Source organism: Bradyrhizobium sp. 154 (genome assembly GCF_023073875.1).
In the GTDB taxonomy this organism is placed as follows: Bacteria; Pseudomonadota; Alphaproteobacteria; order Rhizobiales; family Xanthobacteraceae; genus Bradyrhizobium.
In genome coordinates this window covers 181,249-201,543 of sequence record NZ_JADPKG010000085.1, presented here as the reverse complement: position 1 = coordinate 201,543, position 20,295 = coordinate 181,249, and the positions used below count along the sequence as shown (strand labels likewise).

The 20,295-nt window shown below is 62.4% G+C and carries 26 protein-coding genes; 12 read left to right on the top strand and 14 right to left on the bottom strand.

The genetic code is table 11. The features are described from left to right. Positions 1–44 precede the first annotated feature (44 nt). Positions 45–1,028, bottom strand: a complete 984-nt coding sequence (locus IVA92_RS20615; RefSeq protein WP_247280635.1) for an ABC transporter substrate-binding protein — start codon at positions 1,026–1,028, stop codon at positions 45–47. A 175-nt stretch (positions 1,029–1,203) separates the two neighbouring features. On the opposite strand from IVA92_RS20615, the gene IVA92_RS20610 reads away from it, so the two are divergent. After that, positions 1,204–2,130, top strand: coding sequence for an NAD(P)-dependent oxidoreductase (locus IVA92_RS20610; RefSeq protein WP_247280592.1), 927 nt, complete (start codon positions 1,204–1,206; stop codon positions 2,128–2,130). A 5-nt stretch (positions 2,131–2,135) separates the two neighbouring features. Here the strand turns inward: IVA92_RS20610 and IVA92_RS20605 are convergent, their stop codons facing one another. The 4 genes from IVA92_RS20605 to IVA92_RS20585 all read right to left on the bottom strand — a co-directional run bounded on the left by IVA92_RS20605 (position 2,136) and on the right by IVA92_RS20585 (position 6,415). Beyond that, positions 2,136–2,699, bottom strand: coding sequence for a flavin reductase family protein (locus tag IVA92_RS20605; protein ID WP_247280591.1), 564 nt, complete (start codon positions 2,697–2,699; stop codon positions 2,136–2,138). A gap of 9 nt (positions 2,700–2,708) precedes the next feature. After that, positions 2,709–3,938: an acyl-CoA dehydrogenase family protein gene (locus tag IVA92_RS20600; RefSeq protein ID WP_247280590.1), complete on the bottom strand. Its 1,230-nt coding sequence runs from the start codon at positions 3,936–3,938 to the stop codon at positions 2,709–2,711. Between the two features lie 181 nt (positions 3,939–4,119). After that, positions 4,120–5,391, bottom strand: coding sequence for a CoA transferase (locus IVA92_RS20595; RefSeq protein ID WP_247280634.1), 1,272 nt, complete (start codon positions 5,389–5,391; stop codon positions 4,120–4,122). A gap of 724 nt (positions 5,392–6,115) precedes the next feature. After that, positions 6,116–6,415: a hypothetical protein gene (locus IVA92_RS20585; protein WP_247280589.1), complete on the bottom strand. Its 300-nt coding sequence runs from the start codon at positions 6,413–6,415 to the stop codon at positions 6,116–6,118. 184 nt (positions 6,416–6,599) lie between these two features. Here IVA92_RS20585 and IVA92_RS20580 point away from each other — a divergent pair, with 184 nt between their 5' ends. The 3 genes from IVA92_RS20580 to IVA92_RS20570 all read left to right on the top strand — a co-directional run bounded on the left by IVA92_RS20580 (position 6,600) and on the right by IVA92_RS20570 (position 8,984). Further along, entirely contained in the window at positions 6,600–6,836 is a 237-nt protein-coding gene (locus IVA92_RS20580) for a hypothetical protein (protein WP_247280588.1), read from the top strand. Between the two features lie 56 nt (positions 6,837–6,892). Then, the gene (locus IVA92_RS20575) at positions 6,893–7,237 is read left to right on the top strand and encodes a response regulator (protein ID WP_256464850.1); all 345 of its coding nucleotides are present in this window, start codon (positions 6,893–6,895) and stop codon (positions 7,235–7,237) included. 214 nt (positions 7,238–7,451) lie between these two features. Further along, entirely contained in the window at positions 7,452–8,984 is a 1,533-nt protein-coding gene (locus tag IVA92_RS20570; protein ID WP_247280586.1) for an FAD-dependent monooxygenase, read from the top strand. An 827-nt stretch (positions 8,985–9,811) separates the two neighbouring features. On the opposite strand, the gene IVA92_RS20565 is transcribed toward IVA92_RS20570, so the two are convergent. After that, positions 9,812–10,297, bottom strand: a complete 486-nt coding sequence (locus IVA92_RS20565) for a DUF417 family protein (protein WP_247280585.1) — start codon at positions 10,295–10,297, stop codon at positions 9,812–9,814. Between the two features lie 349 nt (positions 10,298–10,646). Here IVA92_RS20565 and IVA92_RS20560 point away from each other — a divergent pair, with 349 nt between their 5' ends. Both IVA92_RS20560 and IVA92_RS20555 read left to right on the top strand, forming a co-directional pair. After that, the gene (locus IVA92_RS20560) at positions 10,647–10,847 is read left to right on the top strand and encodes a hypothetical protein (RefSeq protein ID WP_247280584.1); all 201 of its coding nucleotides are present in this window, start codon (positions 10,647–10,649) and stop codon (positions 10,845–10,847) included. After that, positions 10,844–11,050, top strand: a complete 207-nt coding sequence (locus IVA92_RS20555) for a hypothetical protein (protein WP_247280583.1) — start codon at positions 10,844–10,846, stop codon at positions 11,048–11,050. The genes IVA92_RS20560 and IVA92_RS20555 overlap by 4 nt, the downstream gene beginning before the upstream one ends. Here the strand turns inward: IVA92_RS20555 and IVA92_RS20550 are convergent. Then, entirely contained in the window at positions 11,044–11,313 is a 270-nt protein-coding gene (locus IVA92_RS20550) for a hypothetical protein (protein ID WP_247280582.1), read from the bottom strand. The two genes, IVA92_RS20555 and IVA92_RS20550, sit on opposite strands and share 7 nt — an antisense overlap. Positions 11,314–11,415: 102 nt before the next feature. Continuing rightward, positions 11,416–11,682 carry a hypothetical protein gene (locus IVA92_RS20545; protein WP_247280581.1) on the bottom strand — a complete coding sequence of 89 codons (267 nt, stop codon included), beginning with the start codon at positions 11,680–11,682 and terminating at the stop codon, positions 11,416–11,418. A gap of 420 nt (positions 11,683–12,102) precedes the next feature. Here IVA92_RS20545 and IVA92_RS20540 point away from each other — a divergent pair, with 420 nt between their 5' ends. Next, positions 12,103–12,429 carry a nuclear transport factor 2 family protein gene (locus IVA92_RS20540; RefSeq protein ID WP_247280580.1) on the top strand — a complete coding sequence of 109 codons (327 nt, stop codon included), beginning with the start codon at positions 12,103–12,105 and terminating at the stop codon, positions 12,427–12,429. A 175-nt stretch (positions 12,430–12,604) separates the two neighbouring features. Here the strand turns inward: IVA92_RS20540 and IVA92_RS20535 are convergent, their stop codons facing one another. Both IVA92_RS20535 and IVA92_RS20530 read right to left on the bottom strand, forming a co-directional pair. Then, positions 12,605–13,018, bottom strand: a complete 414-nt coding sequence (locus IVA92_RS20535) for a hypothetical protein (RefSeq protein WP_247280579.1) — start codon at positions 13,016–13,018, stop codon at positions 12,605–12,607. A 270-nt stretch (positions 13,019–13,288) separates the two neighbouring features. Next, positions 13,289–13,696, bottom strand: coding sequence for a hypothetical protein (locus IVA92_RS20530; protein ID WP_247280578.1), 408 nt, complete (start codon positions 13,694–13,696; stop codon positions 13,289–13,291). Positions 13,697–13,969: 273 nt separating this feature from the next. Between IVA92_RS20530 and IVA92_RS20525 the strand changes: the two genes are divergently transcribed. The 4 genes from IVA92_RS20525 (at position 13,970) to IVA92_RS20510 (ending at position 16,832) form a co-directional block, all read left to right on the top strand. Continuing rightward, on the top strand, positions 13,970–14,284 hold the full coding sequence (locus IVA92_RS20525; protein ID WP_247280577.1) for a hypothetical protein: 315 nt from the start codon (positions 13,970–13,972) through the stop codon (positions 14,282–14,284). A gap of 12 nt (positions 14,285–14,296) precedes the next feature. Continuing rightward, a complete protein-coding gene (locus tag IVA92_RS20520; RefSeq protein ID WP_247280576.1) occupies positions 14,297–14,923 on the top strand; it encodes a hypothetical protein in 627 nt (208 codons plus the stop codon). Positions 14,924–15,159: 236 nt separating this feature from the next. Then, complete coding sequence (locus IVA92_RS20515) at positions 15,160–15,345, top strand: hypothetical protein (RefSeq protein ID WP_247280575.1); 186 nt, start codon at positions 15,160–15,162, stop codon at positions 15,343–15,345. 200 nt (positions 15,346–15,545) lie between these two features. Further along, positions 15,546–16,832, top strand: a complete 1,287-nt coding sequence (locus tag IVA92_RS20510) for a divalent metal cation transporter (RefSeq protein ID WP_247280574.1) — start codon at positions 15,546–15,548, stop codon at positions 16,830–16,832. 69 nt (positions 16,833–16,901) lie between these two features. Here IVA92_RS20510 and IVA92_RS20505 read toward each other — a convergent pair whose 3' ends face one another. Both IVA92_RS20505 and rocF read right to left on the bottom strand, forming a co-directional pair. After that, positions 16,902–17,186 carry a hypothetical protein gene (locus IVA92_RS20505; protein WP_247280573.1) on the bottom strand — a complete coding sequence of 95 codons (285 nt, stop codon included), beginning with the start codon at positions 17,184–17,186 and terminating at the stop codon, positions 16,902–16,904. 118 nt (positions 17,187–17,304) lie between these two features. Further along, positions 17,305–18,282 (bottom strand): arginase, encoded by a 978-nt coding sequence (gene rocF / locus IVA92_RS20500; protein ID WP_247280572.1) that lies wholly within the window; start codon positions 18,280–18,282, stop codon positions 17,305–17,307. A 260-nt stretch (positions 18,283–18,542) separates the two neighbouring features. On the opposite strand from rocF, the gene IVA92_RS20495 reads away from it, so the two are divergent. After that, entirely contained in the window at positions 18,543–18,803 is a 261-nt protein-coding gene (locus IVA92_RS20495; protein WP_247280571.1) for a hypothetical protein, read from the top strand. A 461-nt stretch (positions 18,804–19,264) separates the two neighbouring features. Here the strand turns inward: IVA92_RS20495 and IVA92_RS20490 are convergent, their stop codons facing one another. Further along, positions 19,265–19,606, bottom strand: coding sequence for a phasin (locus tag IVA92_RS20490; protein WP_247280570.1), 342 nt, complete (start codon positions 19,604–19,606; stop codon positions 19,265–19,267). A 140-nt stretch (positions 19,607–19,746) separates the two neighbouring features. Continuing rightward, the gene (locus tag IVA92_RS20485) at positions 19,747–19,932 is read right to left on the bottom strand and encodes a hypothetical protein (RefSeq protein WP_247280633.1); all 186 of its coding nucleotides are present in this window, start codon (positions 19,930–19,932) and stop codon (positions 19,747–19,749) included. Positions 19,933–20,295: the final 363 nt, after the last annotated feature.

The window sequence follows — 20,295 nt, the reverse complement described above, 5'->3', positions numbered from 1 at the left end:
CCGGGACGCCACGATCCCCTAGCCTGGATAATTCGCCTGCTCGCTTATTGCAGCGGAGCGACGATCGTCGGATGCTTGAACTGTGCGACATCCAGCTTCGGCAGCATTCCAGTCTCTGCATAGATGTCCAGCATCTTCTGGATCGCGGCGAAATTCGGTGCCGCACCCGGATCGCGGCCGAAATCGTTGTCCTTGAGCAGGTAAGTCTCAAGCACCGGAATCGGCGCCTTCAGAACTTCATTGACCACCTTGAGGGTCTCTTCGCGGTTTGCCAACGCTTTCTTCATGCCCGACGTGATGTCGCGGACATAGGTCTTGACCAGTTCGGGGTTCTTATCGACGAAATCGGCACGGCAGGCTTCCAGGATATGCACGATGTTCGGCATGGCCTGTGACAACGTGAACAATTTCCTTGTGCCGCCCTTCGCCTCCGCACGCGCGGCAAAGGGCTGGTTCATGTTGACCGCATCGACACGGCCCTGCCGGAGCGCGTCCTCAGAGACGGCAAAGCCAACCTCGACCAGCTTGATGTCCTTGGCAGGATCGAGACCATTCTGCTTCAGGAGCAGATTGAATGGCCCCTGCGTGCCGCCGCCGATCACAGAAATTCCGACCGTCTTGCCCTTGAGATCGGCAATCGTCTTGATCGGCGAGTCATCCATGACAGCCCAATAGACCGAAAAGCCGCCGGGCTTCTCGAAGACGTGCTGTGCCACGATGTAGGCTTTGAGGTTGCCTCCGACCACGCCATTGGAGAGCGAGAGTGGCGCCTGCGTCGCGCAATCCAGCGCCCCGGCTGCGAGTGCCTGCGTCATCGGAGCGGTGCCCTGAAATTGAGTCCATTCGATGTTGTAGGTCTTGCCGATGCTGGGAAACTCGGCCGGGCGCCGCATCATCCAATACTTGGATTCTTCGGCAGGGATGGTCCAGCCGACGCGGATGGTCTGCTGCGCCTGCGACGGGCCTGAGTCCGCGATCAGGGCCGCAACCGCGCTCATTGCCAGGATCCACCTCGAAACGGTTCGCATCATGCCACTCCGCTGCTCCGGCGCCGACGGGCGCCACCGAACCCGACCTGTCCAAATGTTTCATGGTTCAAACAATCAGGCAAGCCATGCATGCCGACCGGTGTCACCGAACGATACGCGATGTAAGGTAAGGCGGCAGTCGCGCCGCGTTGCGCTGCGGCAGAGGAGGCAACCTATGGCTGATGCGAGCAGAACAAACCCGCAAGATGTGGAGAGGCTCGGCTATATCGGCCTTGGGCTCATGGGGGCACCCATGACCAGGCGCCTGCTCAAGGCTGGCCATCAGGTCACCATCTGGAACCGTTCGCAGGACAAAACGACTCCGCTGGTCGAGGCCGGCGCAGTTCGCGCAGCCACGCCCCGCGACGTGATGGCGAAATCGGACATCGTTTTCATGTGCGTGACAGACGCCGCCGCCGTCCAAGAGGTGATCTTCGGGCGCGAAGGTCTTTCATCGGCTCCCGGCGCCGGCAAGCTCGTGGTCGACTTCTCGTCCATCCATCCTGACGCCGCACGCGATCTTGCAGCGCGTCTGAAAGACGCGAACGGTACCGGTTGGATCGATGCGCCTGTGTCCGGGGGTACGAAGGGCGCCGAGGAAGGCACCCTTGCGATCATGGCTGGCGGAGAAGCGGGCGACATCGAGAGGGTGCGACCCTATGTGCTCGCCATGGCGCGCAGGTTCACCCACATGGGCTCGATCGGCGCCGGCCAGACCACGAAGCTGTGCAATCAGGTGATCGTCGGATGCGCGATGGCGGTCCTCGCGGAGGCAACGCGCCTTGCCGTGAACGCTGGAATTGACGCCAACCGATTGCCCGAAGCGCTCGCCGGCGGCTTTGCGGATTCCATCCCACTCCAGCTCTTCGTGCCGCGAATGGTTCAGGGCATTCACATCCCACCGCTCGGTCACATTGCAACGATGCTCAAGGACCTCGATACGGTCGCGGACGTCGCACAGGCGACGTCGACGCCGGTGCCGATGGCCTCGCTTGCAGGGCAACTTTTCAGGTTGGCCAAGGCGGCGCGCGGCGCGCAAGCGGATGCGCTTGAGATCTACAAGCTTTCAGGGCAGAGCCTTGCATCGTTGAACGCGACCTAAGTACGCTACGGCGCTTTCTTGCGCTCATCGTCGGACAGGAACCGACCAAATGTCCCACGCGCGAAGAGCAGCGGCTCTTTCGCGTTGTAAGTATAGGCCTCGACCGCGCCGAGAAAGATCACATGGTCGCCGCCATAGTAACGATTCACCGAGCGGCATTGAAAATTGGCGACGCTCTCAGCGAGCACGGGCGCATTGCCGAGGCCCGGCGACCAATTCACGCCAGTGAACTTGTCGTCCGACGACTTGGCGAATTTGTTCGCGAGCGCCTGTTGCGAAGCGCCAAGCACGTTGACCGTAAAATGACTGGCGTTTTGGAATACGGTCAGACTCGAGGAATAAACGACAAGGCTCCACAGAACCAGCGGAGGATTCAGCGAGACCGAGGCGAACGAATTGCAGGTCAGGCCATAGGGCTTCCCATCAGCGGCCGCGGCCGTGATGATCGTCACACCCGTCGCGTAGGTGCCGAGCGCGTTGCGAAAATCGCGGGGATCGATTGGCGAGTTGTCGCTCGCGAATTCGTTGGCTGGATCGGAAGCGGCCGGCTTCTTCGGCAGATCATTCATCGGCCGGCCTCACAGCGTGAGATTCTCGGACGGCAGGCCCAGCGCCACGCGTCCGTAATTGGTCCCGGCCGCGTCGAAGTTGAACGCGAGATGCGAGTTGATCGCGTGCGCATCGCGGAACTGCCGCTGCAGAACGCCCGTCGTGAACAGGCCGCGCGCTCCGCTCGCGGCAAACAGCATGGAGACCGCCTCGGTGCACAGATTCACCGAAAAGGCTCCATCGCGCCGATATCTGGTCTTGGTCGCCATATCAGGAATACGACCGCACCGAGCGTCCTCCATCGCATTAATGCAGGCCGCGCGCATGATCAGGCGTGCAGCGTCGATCTTGGCCGAGGCTTCAGCGATCTTGATTTGCGTGCTTTGAAAGTCGCTCAGCTTGGCGCGGTTGTAAGTCGAAATGCGATGACGCGCGATCTCAGCGTAATCGTCGAGGCAGGCCTGCGCGTTTCCAAGCGCAACACCGGACAGGACGTAAGGAAAAAGCGAGAAGACAGGGAGTGCATACAGCGGATTCGGATTGACCTTGCTGCCCGGCGTTGGGCCTCCGGCGAGTTCGCCGACGGCGACCGTCATATGGTCAGCCACGAAGACGTCCTTGACCTCCACGTCGCATGATCCCGTCCCGCGTAATCCCGCGACATTCCAGGTATCGAGGACTTTGTAGTCGCCTTTGGGCAGCAAGAAGATTCGATACGCGATGCCGTCGGCCTCGTCATCGGAGTAAACGACGCTTGCAAGCATATTCCATTCGCAGGAGGCAACGCCGGAGGAGAACGGCCAGCTACCATGCAGCCGATATCCACCCGCGACCCTGGTGGCGCGGCCGGCCGGAAAAATGAAGGAGGACGCAATCAACACGTCCGGATCGCGGTCCCAGACCAGATCCTGAGCCTTCTGCTCGAACATGCCGAGCATCCAATGATGACTCGCCAGGTTGGCGAGGTTCCAAGCCACGGAGGCATCCGCCGATCCGAGCAGTTCGGCGCAGTCGACCAGGGCGACGTAATCAAGCTCGGCGCCGCCAATCCGCCTCGGCTGGAGCATCCGGAACAGACCGGCATCGTGGAGATCCCTTTCAGTCTCCGGCGGAAGATGCCGCAGCTCCTCCGTCCGCGCTGCCCGCTCTCGCAGCCGAGGTAGGAGCGCCCGGGCCTTCGCGATCATTGCCGCATAGGCGCGCTCACCGGCTTCCAGCCCGGCGGGCCCGCTCATGCTCGGCTCTCGACCAGGCGCCATGCCGTATCCCTCACTTTCACATATTTATGCGGCGGGCCCTTCACCAAATCAAGTCAAGGGAGGGCTAGCAGGTGCGGTCGCGGGGCACCTCGGCCGGACAATGAAGCAGGATCGCTCGCGCGAGCATAGCAAAGCGGTGATCCGCGGGCATCGCCATACTTGCCCCGTGGCGATCAACTGCCTAGCTCAAATCGGTCGAAGGCTTGACTGATCCAAAGGCGCCCTTTTCGGCGAACTCCGCGATGCGACGTTCGTCGTAGCCGAGCGTATCGTGCAAGACTTGTCTCGTATGCTCGCCCAGCAGCGGAGCAGCCACGGGATCAATGGCCCCGGTCAGGCTCATCGTAATCGGCGGCTCGATGTTGGGGACCCATTCTGCTGTACGATGCGGAATCCGGCTCAAGCGGTGGCGCTCGCGCGCTTCCGGCGCATTGAACCCCTCCTCAACCGTTCGAAGATAGCCGACCGGGATATTTGCCAGCTTCATCTTTGCCATCCAGTTCTCGAGGGTATCGCTTGCAAAGACCTCCGCAATGGCTGCCCGCAGGAGCTCCTTGTTCTCGGAGCGGGCCTTCCGCGTTGCAAATCGCGGATCGGTGATCAGATCGGGCCGGTTGAGCACCTCGACCGCGAGCCGGCGATAGAGCCGGTCATTGGCACAAGCCATGTAGAGCGGTCCATCGGAGGCCTCGTAGACGCCGACGGTGGGAGAGCCGCTCGGCGAATTGCCAAACCGGCCAGGATTCTCGCCGTTGATCAGATAGGCCATGCCGTAGAAACCCGTCATCCCCATCGCGACATCGAACAGCGCCACCTCGACATGCTGCCCGCGGCCGAGCCGGTCCCGCGCCAGTAATGCCAGCAGGATTGCGTTGCAGGCAGACATTCCCGTTGCCATATCCACGATCGGCGGGCCGGTACGAACCGCCGGGCCGTCGGCAAACCCGTTGAGCGACATGAAGCCGCTCTCCGCCTGCGTGATGGGATCGAAGCCCGGGCGCGAAGCGAACGGTCCTGTGCGTCCGTAGGCGGAGATCGAGCAATAGACCAGCCGCGGATTGAGCGAAGCGACAGCTTCGTAATCGAGGCCGAACCTCTTCATGACCCCACTGGAAAAATTCTCGACGACGACGTCGGCTTTGCGGATCAGGTCGAGCGCGATTTCGCGAGCCTCCGCCACGGCAAGATCGAGCACGATGCCACGCTTGTTGCGGTTCAGGCTAAGATAGGCGGCACTCTCTCCGCCGATTTCGGCGTGTTCGTAGGCACGTGTATCGTCGCCGCCGTCGGGATTCTCAATCTTGATGACTTGCGCGCCGAAATCAGCAAGCGTCTGTGTGCAGGCCGGGCCGGCAACGACACGCGTAAAATCGACAATCAGCAGACCATTGAGCGCAGTTGGCCCTTCCGTCGTCCGCGACGAACGTTCCGGCAATTGAGGCTTGGTAGGCATTGATGGCGCTCCTTTACATCGGCTTATGGCCGCCGAATTTCCTGCAAGACCGAACTTAAAGCCCGACGCTACCGAATTCGCAAGTGTTTCACCCGGCTCGCCTGAAACGCAAAAGGGCCCGGCAGCCATCCAGCTGCCGGGCCTCTTGACACTCTGCGCATTTGGGCTGCGCCACATCTCGTCAGCGAGGTTGGTAGTCGCGTTCCGCATCACGGGAAGCTCAGCGCCACCACTCAGCGCAGCCACTTTCGCCAGCAAAGCGTATGAGACCAGGCCCAGCGCACCTCGGGCTGATAGAGGCCGACAGCCCGTCTGGATGAAGTATTGGCGGACACGGGATTGTCCATCGTATCCCAAACGACGCTGTCCCAGCCGATACGGCGCCCCCTTGCCTCGATGGCTCCCATCAACCTGATTTGGAGCCTGCGCCTCAATGCCGCCGCAAGACCCCGAACCTTGAGAAATAGCCGCAATGTCGCACGGGTGTGGACGATACAACATCGGCAAAAGGCGACTGCGTCATCGCCAGATAGACCAGGCACCAGGTTCCAATGTCGAACCGGGGCATCGCCGCGGCGTCGAAAACGTCAGCTGGTGCAGATCGGCTAAGCTGCCGGCAACGTCATCATCAGACGCATCGGCCACACAAATTCTGTACCTGGCATACCCATTGGTGAGAAGTGACCTCGATCCGTCGTGCGGCGATGTCGCCGCAGTGGAAGCCTCACTTGGTCAGCACGACCTTGACGCCGACCCAGATGGCCCCCATCAGACCGGTGGCGATCACCGTGATTACGACCTTGAATGCATAGCTCTGCGCCTGCTCCACGCTCTTCCGCCATCGCCGCAGATGCTGGAAGTCCGCCCTGAGCTCTTTCCGATCGTCATCCTCAATTCCAAAAGAGGCCACCACCGACGCCATTGCTTTCAATGCGATCGCATCGATGCTCTCCTGCCGCAGTCTGTGTTGCGCGGCCAGCGTCTCGGCAACGATGGCCTTGATTTCGTCGTCCGGCATCTTCACCGCCTGATGATCCTTGCAACATTCTCGAAGCCGCGCTTGGCGAAGTAGAATGTGGCGACGAGATTGGCTGTGACAGCCGCAAATCCTGCGAGAGCGTCCGTAGATTCAAGACCAAGCACTTTTACCCAACGTTCAAACGAACTTGCGGGTCTGGCAAAAGTTAGCCGATCAGGAGGATCGGCCGATGACACCCAAGGCGACGTCACAACAGACATTGCGAAACCTGCCGGGAGCCAGGCAGCGCAGCGACAACAAGCCGCGCAGCGATGACAAGCCGCGCATCGACAAGGCGCGAGAGACGCAACAAGCGATCAGCGAAGACGTCGGCGAGACCGAGGACAGGGACCGCGACCTCGCGCATGGCGAGGGCGGCGCCATCGACCTTCCCACCAGACCCGGCGATTTATCGAAGGACGATTAGGCGGAACCTACCTGACGAGAGGCGCGTTTACTCTCGTTGGAAGGAACGTTCGTTCGATGAGTCACACTGTCCTGGTTGTTGACGACGACCCCGCCGTCCTCGAGGTGATCGTCGGCATGCTGGAGGATCTCGGCTGCCAAGTGGTCAGCGCCCAAAACGGTCGGGATGCGCTCGATCAGCTCAAGGAGAACCAGGACATCTCCGTCCTGATCACGGACATCAATATGCCGGGCATGGATGGTCATGAACTGGCCGAGCTGGCCAAGCGAATCCGCCCCGAGTTGAAGATGCTTCAACTATCCGGTCGCGAACCCCGGCGCGGCGGCCTGCCGATGATCAGGAAACCGTTCTCGTTCGAGGAACTCGCCGACATCATGCAGCGAACCACCGGCATTTGCTGACCGTCACACCCAAAAGAAAGGCCCGCAGCGGAATGCTCCGCGCGGGCTGAACCAAACTCTTTGGACGATGCCATTCTGCCAGTGTTTTGCCCGACGTGTCAAACACCGTCGCACGTTCCTCCCAGCTAGATATGTGGTGGGCCAGGGGCTTGCTTCAAGTCCCTGCTCCTGCCGTAGAACCCGTGGCCCGGCCAACACATCGAGGGGTCACGACATGCCTGTATTGCTTCCGACGTCCCGTTCGCGCCACGAGGCTCGTCGCGCCGGCGCGGGCAGCGCAGCGACGACCGATCATGCCGTGGTGATCGCCGGCGGTGGCCCGACCGGCCTGATGCTGGCTGCGGAGCTCGCTCTCGCCAATGTCGACGTCGCAGTGGTCGAGCGGCGTGCGAACCAGGAGCTGGCCGAGACGCGCGCCGGCGGATTGCACGCCCGCACCATCGAGATCCTCGATCAGCGCGGCGTCGCCGACCGCTTTCTGCGCGAGGGCCAGATCACCCAGCTCGCCGGCTTCGCCTGGACGCGGCTCGACATCAGCGACCTCCCGACCCGGCACGCTTACGGCCTCGCGCTGCGGCAGAGCCACATCGAACGCATCCTGGCCGGCTGGGTCGAAGAGCTCGCAGTGCCGGTCTATCGCCACGCCGAGGTGACGGGATTTGCGCAGGATGAGACCGGCATCGACGTCGCACTGTCGGGCGGAAAGAAGCTGCGCGCAAATTATCTCGTCGGCTGCGATGGCGGCCGCAGCACCGTGCGCAAGACTGCAGGCATCGACTTCGCCGGCTTCGATCCGACGCTCAGCAATCTCATGGCCGAGGTCGAAATGCGCGAGGCGCCAGCCCTTGGCCTGCGTCACGACGCGCTCGGGTTTCACGGCCTCAGCGAGACCGAGAGCGGCCGCGTGCTGGTCGTCGTGACGGAAGCAACGCTCGAGCGCACCGGCGAGCCCACCTTGCGCGACCTCAGCGAGGCCCTCGTCGCGGTCTACGACACCGATTTCGGCCTCCACAGCCCCGCCTGGATCTCCCGTTTCACCGATGCGGCACGGCAGGCGGTATCCTATCGCAGCGGACGCGTGCTGCTCGCCGGCGATGCCGCGCATATCCATCACTCCGTCGGCGGGCAAGGCCTCAACCTAGGTGTGCAGGACGCCGTCAATCTCGGCTGGAAGCTGGCGCAGGTGGTCAGGGGCATCTCGCCCGACAGGCTGCTCGACACCTACCATTCCGAACGTCACCCCGTTGCCGCGCGCGTCTTGCGCAACACCATGGCGCAGATCGCGCTGCTCCGCCGCGGCGATGACGGCCTCAAGGCCGCGCGCGACGTCGTCTCCGAGGTGCTCGCCATGGACCAGCCGCGCCAGCGCGTTGGCGCAATGATGAGCGGGCTCGACATCCGCTACGATCTCGGCGATGGCCACGCGCTGCTCGGACACCGCATGCCGGATCTCGGTCTGTCGGTCGAAGGCCAGAAGCTCAAACTGTTCACGCTACTGCACAGCGCGCGCGGCGTGCTGCTCAATTTTGGCAAGCCCGACGGCATCGACGTTACGGCCTGGGCGGATCGCGTCAGTTACATTGTCGCCGATTACGATGGCCCATGGGAGCTTCCGGCTATCGGATGGGTCGCCCCGCCGAGCGCAGTGCTGGTGCGACCCGACGGCCATGTGGCCTGGGTGGGAGACGAGAGTCAACGCGGACTGGCGGATGCGCTGACAACCTGGTTCGGACCGGCTGCTGCGTAGCGCACGAACGTCACAGCCGCGACACCCCGCGGGCTGATCCGAACTCTTTCGATGATGCTATTCTGCCAGTGTTTACCAGTCCAGAACTCGATCTCGCGCCCGACGAAAGCGGACAATCTCACCGTGATTGTGCCAATCTTCCCATCCGACTGGAAGGGAAGAATGTCGACCCACAGGGTGAAGGGCTGGTCACGAACGGCCGAACGATCGGCTGGACATGTCCAGCCAGAGACTAGAAGGCCGCGCGACTTTGCTAGCCGACACCACGCGGCAGCATTCCGGCTTGCGGCGATCAACGCGCCCATGACTGCGGTGGTTATGCGCGGCAACGAGCAGTCGCTCGTTCTTTCCCAGCATGGAGACGATCAGGTGACCTCGATGCCGCGTCGCTACCACCTTACTCCCCGGCCAAGTACGTGGTAGCGTGCGCCCACCGGCCCGAGCCGCCATCGAATGACCGCGATAAGCTCTTTGCCGCAGCGAATGAGCGGCGAATTTGCCAGAGACTGTTGCGGATCGTCACCCGGCTATGTTGCCAAATTCGGATGTCGCGAGCGCAGGATCTTGGCAACGCCGAACATGTCGGGCGTTGCCGGAAGTCCAACAAGACCAAAGCGAGAAGCGAATTACTCATCGACCACCCCGCAGAAAATTTAGGACGAGATTCGCTCCTTCCCCAAAGGTTGAAACTTCAGTCTAGAACAAACAACAATGTCCACAGACCTTCCTTGGCGCGTGTCGCTGAGCAAGAAGATCGGTGCCAATTAATTCGAGCATGAGCGAAGGTGGTTGAGCTAAGTCGCGCCCCTCTTCCACCCCTCAGCTCCTCACTCCCGCACCCGACCCATCGCCTCCGGCAGTGACGCCAGCAGCAACACGACGCAGACGCACAGCAGCACGATGTCCTTGAACAGAAACTCGCCGGTGAGATTCCAGGCCATCGGATCGGTCGAGAGGCTCCATGTCACCACGCCCGGCGTGGTGAAGAAGAACGAGAAGGTGACGGCGAAGGTGACGACGCCCATGAAGGCGCCGAGCGCCGACATCAGCGGATTGAACGCGCCGGCGATCAGCAGCGCGCCGATCGCGAATTCGGTGACACCCAGCACATAGGCTTCGCCGCGCAGGCCAAACAGCGAAAGCCAGGAGATGAACGGGCTGTTGCTGATGAACTGCGCGATGCCTTGCGCCGATTGCGGCGTGAATTTCTGCATGCCGAACGAGACGAAGATGATCACCATGACCCAGCGCAGGATCGCGAGAAGGCGATAGGATCCGTTGCCGGCTTCGGCGACGTTGAATTCTGCTTTCATTGGACGTGGTCTTCCCCTGGCTGCTCGGGCGCTTGTTGCGGGCTGCCGGTGGTACGCAGGCGGCGCCCGGTCCGTTACGCCGTCCCGGTCACGACCGGTTCACGAGCTCGTGGGCGCCGGGTCGGCCGAGGGCGGCTCTGTTCAAAATTGAACACAGCGTCGCTGCACTCAGTTGAGTAAGTGGCTCAACTTGCTCTCGAAAATAGTTCTTCGCTACATATCAAAAGATACTGACTCTGCGTAGCCGCAGGCGTACGGTTCATACATCACCGCAAGGCCCGTGGCATGAGATCGGTGATGAGAACGCCGGATTGCGCTCCCGTCCTATCTCGAACAAGGGAGATGCGCCATGCAGACGCGTCGTCGCTTCAAGCAGACTAAGACACTCACCGAACGGCTCGCAGACGATGCCGCACGCCTGCGCGAGGAAGCGCGCACGCTGACCCCGGGGCGCCGTCGCGAGATGCTGCTGCGCCGGGCGCGGCAGGACGAGACCGCCATGCAGATCGATGCCTGGCTGCATTCGCCCGGCCTGAGGGCGCCCACATGACAAATCAATATCGCGCCTATCTGGTCGGCGAGAACGGCGTGTTCCGCTCCGCCGAGGCGTTCGAGGCGGCCTCCGACGCCTCCGCCCTCACCTTCGCGCGGCAGTTCACGCGCCACGGCAAGGTCGAGGTCTGGCAGCTCGGCCGCAAGATCGCCGTGCTGGAGCCCGAGCAATCGCCGGCGCACCAGCTCACGCGTCAATGATCGCGCCCGCGCGGCCGCGTCTCGTAACTCTCGATGGCGAAGGAGAACGTCACCTGCATCACGGGACCGTTGCCATCGCGAACCTCGATCGCCATCGTCTGCCTGCTGCCGCTTAGCGACGCGGAGAGGATGGCGTCGCGTGCCATGTCGCCCAGCGATTTGGCCGCCTCCGCCTGAACGGCGCGAGGACTGGACAGTTCCAGCCCCTCCTCGTCAAGCGCGGTGCCGTTCTCGTCGCGCAGGTCGAAATAATATCGGGGCATTTCGGCATCCTTTGCCCTAATAGGCGCGAAGCCGGCAAAGGTTTCTATGGGGGGCGAAAAAGTTGCCTTGGCATCGCCGGATTGTTCCGGTCGCGAGGCCCGTCACCCCCCGATCTCCGCGCGCTCCTCCGTCAGCTTACGTGCGATATAGGCGTCCACTGTCTCCGCGAACGAGCGCTGCACCCCGACCGCGGCCCCGTGCTGGTCGCGTGCGTCGCGCTGGAGCTCGCACAGGCCGCGTCCGCGGGCGGCGGCCGGCGTGATGGCCAGATACTGATCGATCGCATTTTCGGCCAGTGGGATCGCCTGGGGATCTCCCCTCGCAATCAAGAGACGCAGGAAGCTCTGGCAATCGGCCAAACCGGGCATGGGACGCGCCTCATCCGCGGGAGGATTTCGGCCTCGGCGTCCTGATGGGCTGGGTGTGGGTGCCGAACAGCGCCAGCAGCAACGCGACTTCTTCCTTCGAACCGACCTGGATCATGATTGTCTCCTTTTCGCAGGGTTGGTCGGAGGCGACGGCTGTGGAGTTCAGGACAATCGGGTTTCAGCATTGTTTCAGGCGCGTTTCGTCGGGGGCGCCGCCTGGCCACGCGACTTGTGTGCACAATTGAACACCGCAATGCGCGAAGCCGCCGGGCGCCGTCTGCACCCGGCATCGACTAATGCGGCAAGCTCCTGTTCACCCTTCCGACAGATAGGTGAACGGCCACCCGCCACGACTTTCACGTCGCATTCATTGTCCCTGTCCTAAACCGCCGGCCGACGAAACGGCACGTAGGTAGGACGATGTCCTTTGACCCGATGGCCGCTGCGGTCGACTGGCTTGATGCCTACCGCGCCGGCGATATCGAGACCATCCTGGGAATGTATGCCGATGACGCGGTGATTCACTGCGGCTGCGGCGGCATGAAGACGCGCTCCGGCAAGGATGGCCGACGCGCCTATTGGCGCGATCGTCTCCGGGACTATCCCGCCACAAGCCTGAACGACCTCAAGCCGTCGGGAGATACGACGGTCATTTCATATATCGCGAGCGGCGGCGTCGTCAGCGCAAGCCTGAGCTTCAACGCGCATGGGCAGATCGCCTCGCACGTTTGCGGTCCTTCGAACTAAGGCCGTACTCATGAAAGCACCGTCGGCTCCTGAGTAAGTGATCGCCGTCGCCATGCGATCCTTCGCCTCCGTCAGCCCTCGCGCCATTCCGATGATCTCGCCGATGCGCTCTGCAAGCGCTAAATAGAGGGGCCGCGCCGATGTAGCGCGGCCCCACGTCAACGCTGCGGAGTTTCTAAATCCCGTTTGGTGTACAGGCCATTAGCAACTTGGCCGTCTCAAGAAGATTTGTTCCGTTCACGCGTGAAGCTTTTGGAAGCACGAAGACCACATCTTCGTCAGTTTCCATCGTGTATCCACTATCGTGCTCGTCTTCCGTGATTATTACGGCCCGCATTAAACCGTATCCCGGTGCCGCTGCATTGATTGCCGCTGTGGCTTGTGCGACGGCATCTGCCGTGGCCATTCCTTTGTTCGGTCCGGCAGTGGTACGGTCTAGTATCTTGTCGAGGCTTGGGTCGCCTTGCCATGCATTGACGATCACTTGCGCAATGCCGGGAACAGCACTTGCCGGCATCGCAAATTCCGGGACCGTCATCTCTCCGCCACCCTTCTTCTTTTTGATACCACCTGGTGCCGTTGGTGCCATTGTTAGGCCCTCCCTGATGAAAGCTGCCACGGCACCTGACCGCCTGGCCGGGTGCCTGGCATCATCTCACACCTGAGCCCGCAGAACCGCAAGGCCCAGCGAGGCGCGCCCCATTCACCAACTCCGCTTCGGGCAAAGCCTTATGTCCGGTGTGGCCCATCGGCGGCGTTCAACGATGTCGGCCGTTTGTGCCGCTGTCGAGGGATGAGCGGACATCATCTGGAGCGCTCAAGCTCAACGCATGATTTGTGAGTAGATGTCTAGCTGCGCTCACTTGCCGCGCTTCGATGTGACGAGGCGCAGCGCAATGCCGTGCTGCCAGGCGCGTATCCTGACGGCCGCTTCACTGCGATTGAGCTCTTTCGCAATCTCGTCCGGTTGCCGGCCCGCTTCAGCCATGGCCTTTAATCGCTCATGCTCCTCCAGTGTCCATTCTTCAACAACGGATAGCGGGATTGCATAGGTGGCCTTGGAGAGTCGAAGCGTTCGAGAAGGGCAACAAGGCCTCCCTACCCAAGTTCCTACATCACTCCGTTCGAGTGCACGCAGGTCGTCCAGCAGCTCGGCCTCCAGCTCACGGATATGCTCGGCCGTGGGCCCGCTCGGAAAATCACGCGAGAGCTTCCGGCAGCGCTCCAGCCGTTCCTGAAGAATCCGCTTGTCTCTGTCTCGGTCCATGCTGGCCTTGATTCAACAGAGCACAGAGGGCTTCAAGGGAATGTCCAAAAGTGCACGCCGCCATGGGGCGCAGTTGGACAGCGGTCGCGTGTTGAAGTGGCGGTTGGATCGAAGGTCGGCCAACGGGACAAAGCGGCAGAAGTTCCTACTTCAGCGCCTTCCCAAGCTCGGTCGCAGCAAGATCGTGCTGCGGCACTCCCTGCCTTCGATCGCAGGCAACCAATTCGAATCTCACTCGTTGTCGCCGGCACAATCCCTTGCAGGAGACAAAACATGTCACGTCTGACTTTGCTGGCCGCAACCTTGTTGCTGCTCGCATCTGCGCCCGCGGGCGCCCAGCCCGCGCAAAGCGGACCGGGCAACAATGCCGTCAACAGCTCCGACCAGAACAACTCGAACGCGCCGGTCGCCGGCCGCAACAGCTTCACCGAGGGACAGGCGAAGTCGCGGATCGAGAACGCGGGATATTCCAACGTCTCCGGCCTGCAGAAGGACAACGAAGGCGTCTGGCGAGGCAAGGCCGACAAGGCCGGCACCAAGACCGATGTCAGCGTTGACTTCCAAGGCAACGTCAATCCCGCGAAGTAAGGAGGAAACAGCATGACGATCACCATTTCTCGTCTCTACGACAATTATTCCGATGCCGAGCAGGCCGTCACCCGGCTCCAGAGCGCCGGCGTGCCGCACTCCGACATCAGCATCGTCGCCAACAATTCCGACAATTGGTACGGCTCATCGCGCGGCAAGATCGATCGTGACCGCGACGGCGTCGACGATCGCGCCGAAGGCGCCGGCACGGGTGCCGGCATCGGCGCCGGCCTCGGCGGCGCAGCAGGCCTTCTCGCCGGTCTCGGCCTGCTCGCCATTCCCGGTCTCGGACCGGTCGTGGCTGCGGGATGGCTCGCCTCCACGGCTGCCGGCGCAGCCGCGGGCGCGGCCACGGGCGGCATCGTCGGCGCACTGACCCAAGCAGGCATCTCCAAGGAAGACGCCTCGCGCTACGCTGAAGGCGTCCGCCGCGGCGGCACGCTCGTCTCGGCGAGGGTCCCTGACCAGGATCGCGCACGGCTCGATGCGCTTCTCAATGACAGATCCGTCAACCTTCAGGAGCGCAGCTCTGCCTGGCAGAAAGCCGGCTGGACCGACTTCGATGCCGCAAGCCCGCCTCTCGCTCCCGACGACATCCGCCGCGAGCGCGAGCTTTACGGCATGGGCGCGCGGCGATAGGTCCCGGCCGACCCGACAAGACAAAGGCCCCGCGCTGGTGGGGCCTTTTTTTGGATGGTGGAGCGGGTCTGCCTTGCCGAAGCCGCGTCGGGAAAAACAGGAACCACGTGTCAAACTTTATCTAAAAGGCGCCGAATCGGTTTCGGCGAAATGAAAGCTTTTCACGCCATGCTGGGCATGTCGATTTGCTCTCGTTGCGAAAGAACGCAAACGGGACCGCTTTGGAGAGACCACCGATGTACTTCGTCGCCGCTGCATTGCTGGGGCTGTCGGGACTGTTCTACTCCGCCGGCCGTCATGAGCTCGGCCAGTTCGGAGCAGACGTGTGCCGCTATGGCGGCGCGTTCTGCGACAATCCGGTGGTCCTCTTCACGGGCGCAGCGCTCGCTGCCGCCTGGGGCATGTTCGTTAGCGTCAAGTAGCATCGCGCCGGCCGAAAGACGATCTTGCAGCCGGCGAGGATCTAGATCGACGGCTCTTGCGATGGTCCGTTTCTAACACTGTTTTGCCCGACGATCAATCAAAATTCGCCTCATCCGAAGTGCGGCCGGAAGCTCACTGGGGAACTTCTGTTCCCCCATTAGCATTTGCTATGAAGTTCTCATAGCAAGGGCCTTCCTTCATGCGCGACAGCGCTCACGCTTCCAAGACGTCCGCGCCGTCGCTTTTGAAAAGGCTGGGGCCCGGTCTGATCACCGGCGCGGCCGACGACGATCCGTCGGGCATCGCCACCTACTCGCAAGCCGGCGCGCAATTCGGTTTCGCGCTGCTCTGGACGGTCTTTCTGACCACCCCGTTCATGATCGCGATTCAACTCGTCAGCGCCCGGATCGGCCGGGTCACCGGCAAGGGGCTCGCCGCCAACGTCATGCGGCTCGCGCCTCGCTGGGCGGTGCTCGCGCTCGTGTCCATGCTCGTCGTCGCGAACACGTTCAACATCGCGGCCGACATTGCCGCGATGGCGGAGGCGCTTGGGCTCGTGATCGGCGGGCTCCAGCACGAACATGCGCTGATCTTCGCCGCCGGCTCGACCCTGCTCCAGATCTTCCTGCCCTATCGCCGCTATTCGCCGGTGCTGAAATTCCTCACTCTTGCGCTGTTCGCCTATGTCGCCACCGCCTTCACCGTGCAGATTCCGTGGAGCACGGCGCTGCTCGCCGCAGTGTGGCCCAAGGCGAATGTCAGCGCCGACTATTTCCTGATGGTCGTCGCCGTGCTCGGCACCACCATCAGCCCTTACCTGTTCTTCTGGCAGGCCTCGCAGGAGGTCGAAGAGATGAACCAGGGCAAGCGCGACAAGCCGCTGCGCGATGTTCCGAGCGGCGGCAATCCGGAGCTCGCACGCATCAGGGCCGATACCATCTCCGGCATGTTGCTGTCCAACGGGATCGCCTTCTTCATCATCCTGACCACCGCATCGGTGCTGAATGCGAACGGCGTGACCAAGATCAATTCGGCGACGGAGGCCGCCGAAGCGCTGCGGCCGCTCGCCGGCGACTTCACGTTCGCGCTGTTCGCGCTCGGCATCATCGGCACGGGTCTGTTGGCCATCCCGGTGCTGGCGGGCTCGGCGGCTTACGGCGTCGCCGAGATCTTCGGCTGGCACGCCACGCTGGAGGCGAAGCCCGAAAAAGCGGTCGGCTTCTATACGATCATTGCGGCCGCAACCATCATCGGCTTCGGCCTCGGCTTCACGGGGATCGACTCGATACACATGCTGGTGTGGAGCGCGGTGCTCAACGGTATCGTCGCCGTCCCCATTATGACGATGATGATGCTGATCGTCTCGAGCCGCGCGATCATGGGCCACTTCAGGGCCCGCTCATGGCTGATCGCGCTGGGCTGGCTCGGCACTGCACTGATGGCACTCGCCGTCCTCGCTCTGCTCGGCTCGTCCGTGATCGGCTGATGAGAAACGAAGGCGAGCCGGAAGAGCGCTCCCCGCCGCCCACCCGCGCCGGAGATAACGTCGATAAGGCTACGGTATGACGGGATTGACGGTCGGCGACGTCTTCGGCCCTGGCCGTGCCGGCTCGACCGGCGACTTCGGTTCGGTCGGAAGCACGGCAGCGCCCGCGGCGCGCGCAGCTTCCCCGGTAGTCGCATACATCGCGACGTGGGCCGGCTGGGTCTTGGCTCGGTTCCAAGGTCCGTGGTCGACGATCAGCATCGCTGCAATGGTCACGCCCGCCACGATCAGCGCGATCACGCCGGGATGACGCAGCGCCGCAGAGATGGAATTCGCGAAACGATCAGCCGTCATCAGAAGGGTCCGCAATTATCCTGTCGCAGGTTAATTCTATTGCGCCCCCGGGGTTCCCGCTCTGGCGCCGGTAAGTTCCCGGCCAGCGCGGGAACACCCCTCTTCATGGTTTACCGATTCACTCGCCCGGCGCGATGGCATTGCTCGGCGTAGGCCGGTCCGTGATCTGCTGACCGAACAGACTGCCGATCAGCTCGACCGCTGTACGTGCCGTCCGGCCACGCTCGTCCAAGAAGGGGTTGAGTTCGACGATGTCGACCGATCCGACCACGCCGGAATCGTGCAGCAGCTCCATGATGAGATGCGCCTCGCGATAGGTGGCGCCACCGGGCACGGTGGTGCCGACGCCTGGCGCCACGCAAGGGTCGAGAAAATCGACATCGAAGCTGACATGCAACACGCCATTGCTTGCCTTGACCCGCTCGATGACGCGCCGGATCAAGACAGCGACACCGAATTCGTCGATCTGCCGCATGTCGACAACCCTGATCCGGCGCGCGCGCATCAACTCCTTCTCGAGCTTGTCGATCGAACGCGCGCCGAACAGGTCTAGCCTGTCAGGGGTGATCGAAGCGCGCGGATCGTCACCCAACAATCCATCGAGGCCGGGCTCCCCGCACAGGAACGCGGCCGACATACCGTGCATATTGGCCGTGATCGTCGTTTCCGGCGTGTTGTAGTCGGCATGGGCATCGAGCCAGAGCACGAACAGGTCGCGGCCGCGCTCCTTCCAATGACGCGCCATCGCATTGACCGAGCCCATCGACAGCGTGTGATCGCCGCCGAGGAAGATCGGCACTGCGCCGCTTTTCGCGATCTCATAGCCTCTGCGACTCAGCACGCGCGTCCAGCGCTGGATTTCGCGGTAATGATTGGCTTTCGCGGGCGGCCTGTCGGCGAGGTCACGCACCTCGGCCACGGAAAGATCGCCGTAGTCGACGACCTCAAAATCGAGGCTATCGAGCAGTGTCGCAAGGCCTGCGGTGCGCAGCGCAGCAGGGCCCATCAAGGTGCCGCGCTGCGAAGCTCCCATGTCGATGGGAGCGCCGAGCAAGGCGATGCGCCGGGTTCGATCCGCCACGGTCCGATCGGTCACGGCAATCTCCTGATATCAGCATGGCTACCGCCAGCCTAACAGAGATTCGCACCCGTCGTTTCCCGGGGAGGTCCGCCGCGGGCGTATTGTCCCGGAACAAAATCCCGCACGCTGAATTGCCCATTCTAAGGCCGGCACCCGCCGTAAAACCACGGCGCCTGTCGCGGATAGCCAAAGGTCGTCAGACCCGCTGTTCAAAACGAGCGCTCGCGCGGATAGCCAAAGGTGCCGGCCTCCATCATCGGGCCTGGAGGTTGCGCTTGAGCACGGAGATACCGCAGTCCAATCCCCAGCCCGGCATGGCCGAACGCGCCATCGATGCAGCGACGGATGTATCCCGCACGATCGGTGAAGTCGCGGGAGGCCTGCATGCAGCGGTCGATCGTCTTACCTCTGCGATCGAGGAAGCGCGAAAGCCGGGCCGGCCGCTCTCGACGGTTGCGGCGATCACGCGCGAAGCGCCGCTCGCCAGCCTGTTCGTTGCTTTTCTGTTCGGCGTCGCGATTGCGCGTCGGCGCTAGATTTGAGCTTTCAGGAGGTTGTCCATCCGGTCCTGAACGAGGAAGCTGAAGTTGTCGAAGCTTTAGCCAATCCCCGGAGGACAGAATGGACACCCACAAGAATGCGCCTCTGACGCCGAACGGTCGAGAGGCCATGGTGCGGAGCGTGATTGAGGCGGGCCCGACCAAGGCCGCAGCCGCGCTCCGGTTCAAATGTTTCAGCAAGGACGTTGGCCAAATGGGCCAAGCGTTTTCGCGCAGAGGGTGTCGACGGATTACGTGATCGCTACTCACGGCCCCTTTCGTCGCCGAGCCAAACCGTGCCTGCCACATGCGCTACCGTCGAGGTGTGCGCCGGCAGCGTTATGCCGGCAAGCAGATCGAACGAATCCATTCGGTGGACCACCTGCACCGGCATTAGAATGAGCATCTCGCCGCCGCGCAAAATCAATTTGTGGGCATGCAGCGCCGCACCAACAGAATCAGGACTTGTCCTTGCCCGGTTGCATGAAGCTGCCGGTCATCTGGCGCATGTGGTCACCTGCGTTGGTGAACTGACTGCGCAGGAAGTCGGACTGAATTCGCATCGCTTCCTGAAGGTCTGTGGCGTGAACGAGCTTGCGCGCATGCTCGAACGCCGACTTCATGTTCTGTTCGGTGAAAGCGAGCGCCTGCTTCGACACCTCCGTCCCCGCGCCCGGAACGGTCGTCATCGATTTGGTCGCGGCTTCGAAAAACATGCCGAATGCCTTTTCCGCCTGGTCAATCGTCTTCTCAGCCAGGTCGCGCAGTTCGGCCGGAACTTCAAGCTTCGGTTCGATCATGGTCGCACTCCTCCCTTTTCCTGACTGAATACCACACTTGCCGGATCGCCTTCCAGCGGGGCGGCCCCTGACGAGAGCTGCCTGGTGGGCCGAATCTGGCAGGAAACGAAGGAGAAGGCGTAAGGCCGGTGCGGTCTTCCTCAGGACAGGGGATGTTCGGGAAGAGCTTCTTCGGTGGCGAGGTCTTCGACGAGCTTGATTACCTCGAAACGCTGCCGAGGCTCGAGCTTCAGGAACGCACGGAGCAGGCGCAGGCTTTCGACGGTGCCGCCCGCGGGCGCGCCGAGCTTGAGGTGCAGTTCAGCCGCGAAATTAAGGTTCTTCATCTCGCACCTATGACAAGCATCGGCCTTCACGTTCTTGCGTCGAAGTCGCACGCGAGGGACCGAACGCCACAACCCGATTCTATGGGGATCAGCTCTCGGCCGCAGGGCCGGCGGTCTAGCGTGGCCCAACCGAACAGGTTGCAATTATGCCAAGGAACAACTCATCCGGCAAGCCCAAGAGCCGCTGTAGCAATGCGCCCGGATCGCGCCACGGCAATTCCGGATAACACGAATATCGACCGCCGTCACCTACCTGCGTCAAGAAGCGGCATCGCTCACGCACACAGCCGAGATCGCTGTCAATCGGCCCTGCATTTCGACTTGAACAGAGATGGGCTGACACGAACTGGCGCTTCGGCAGCA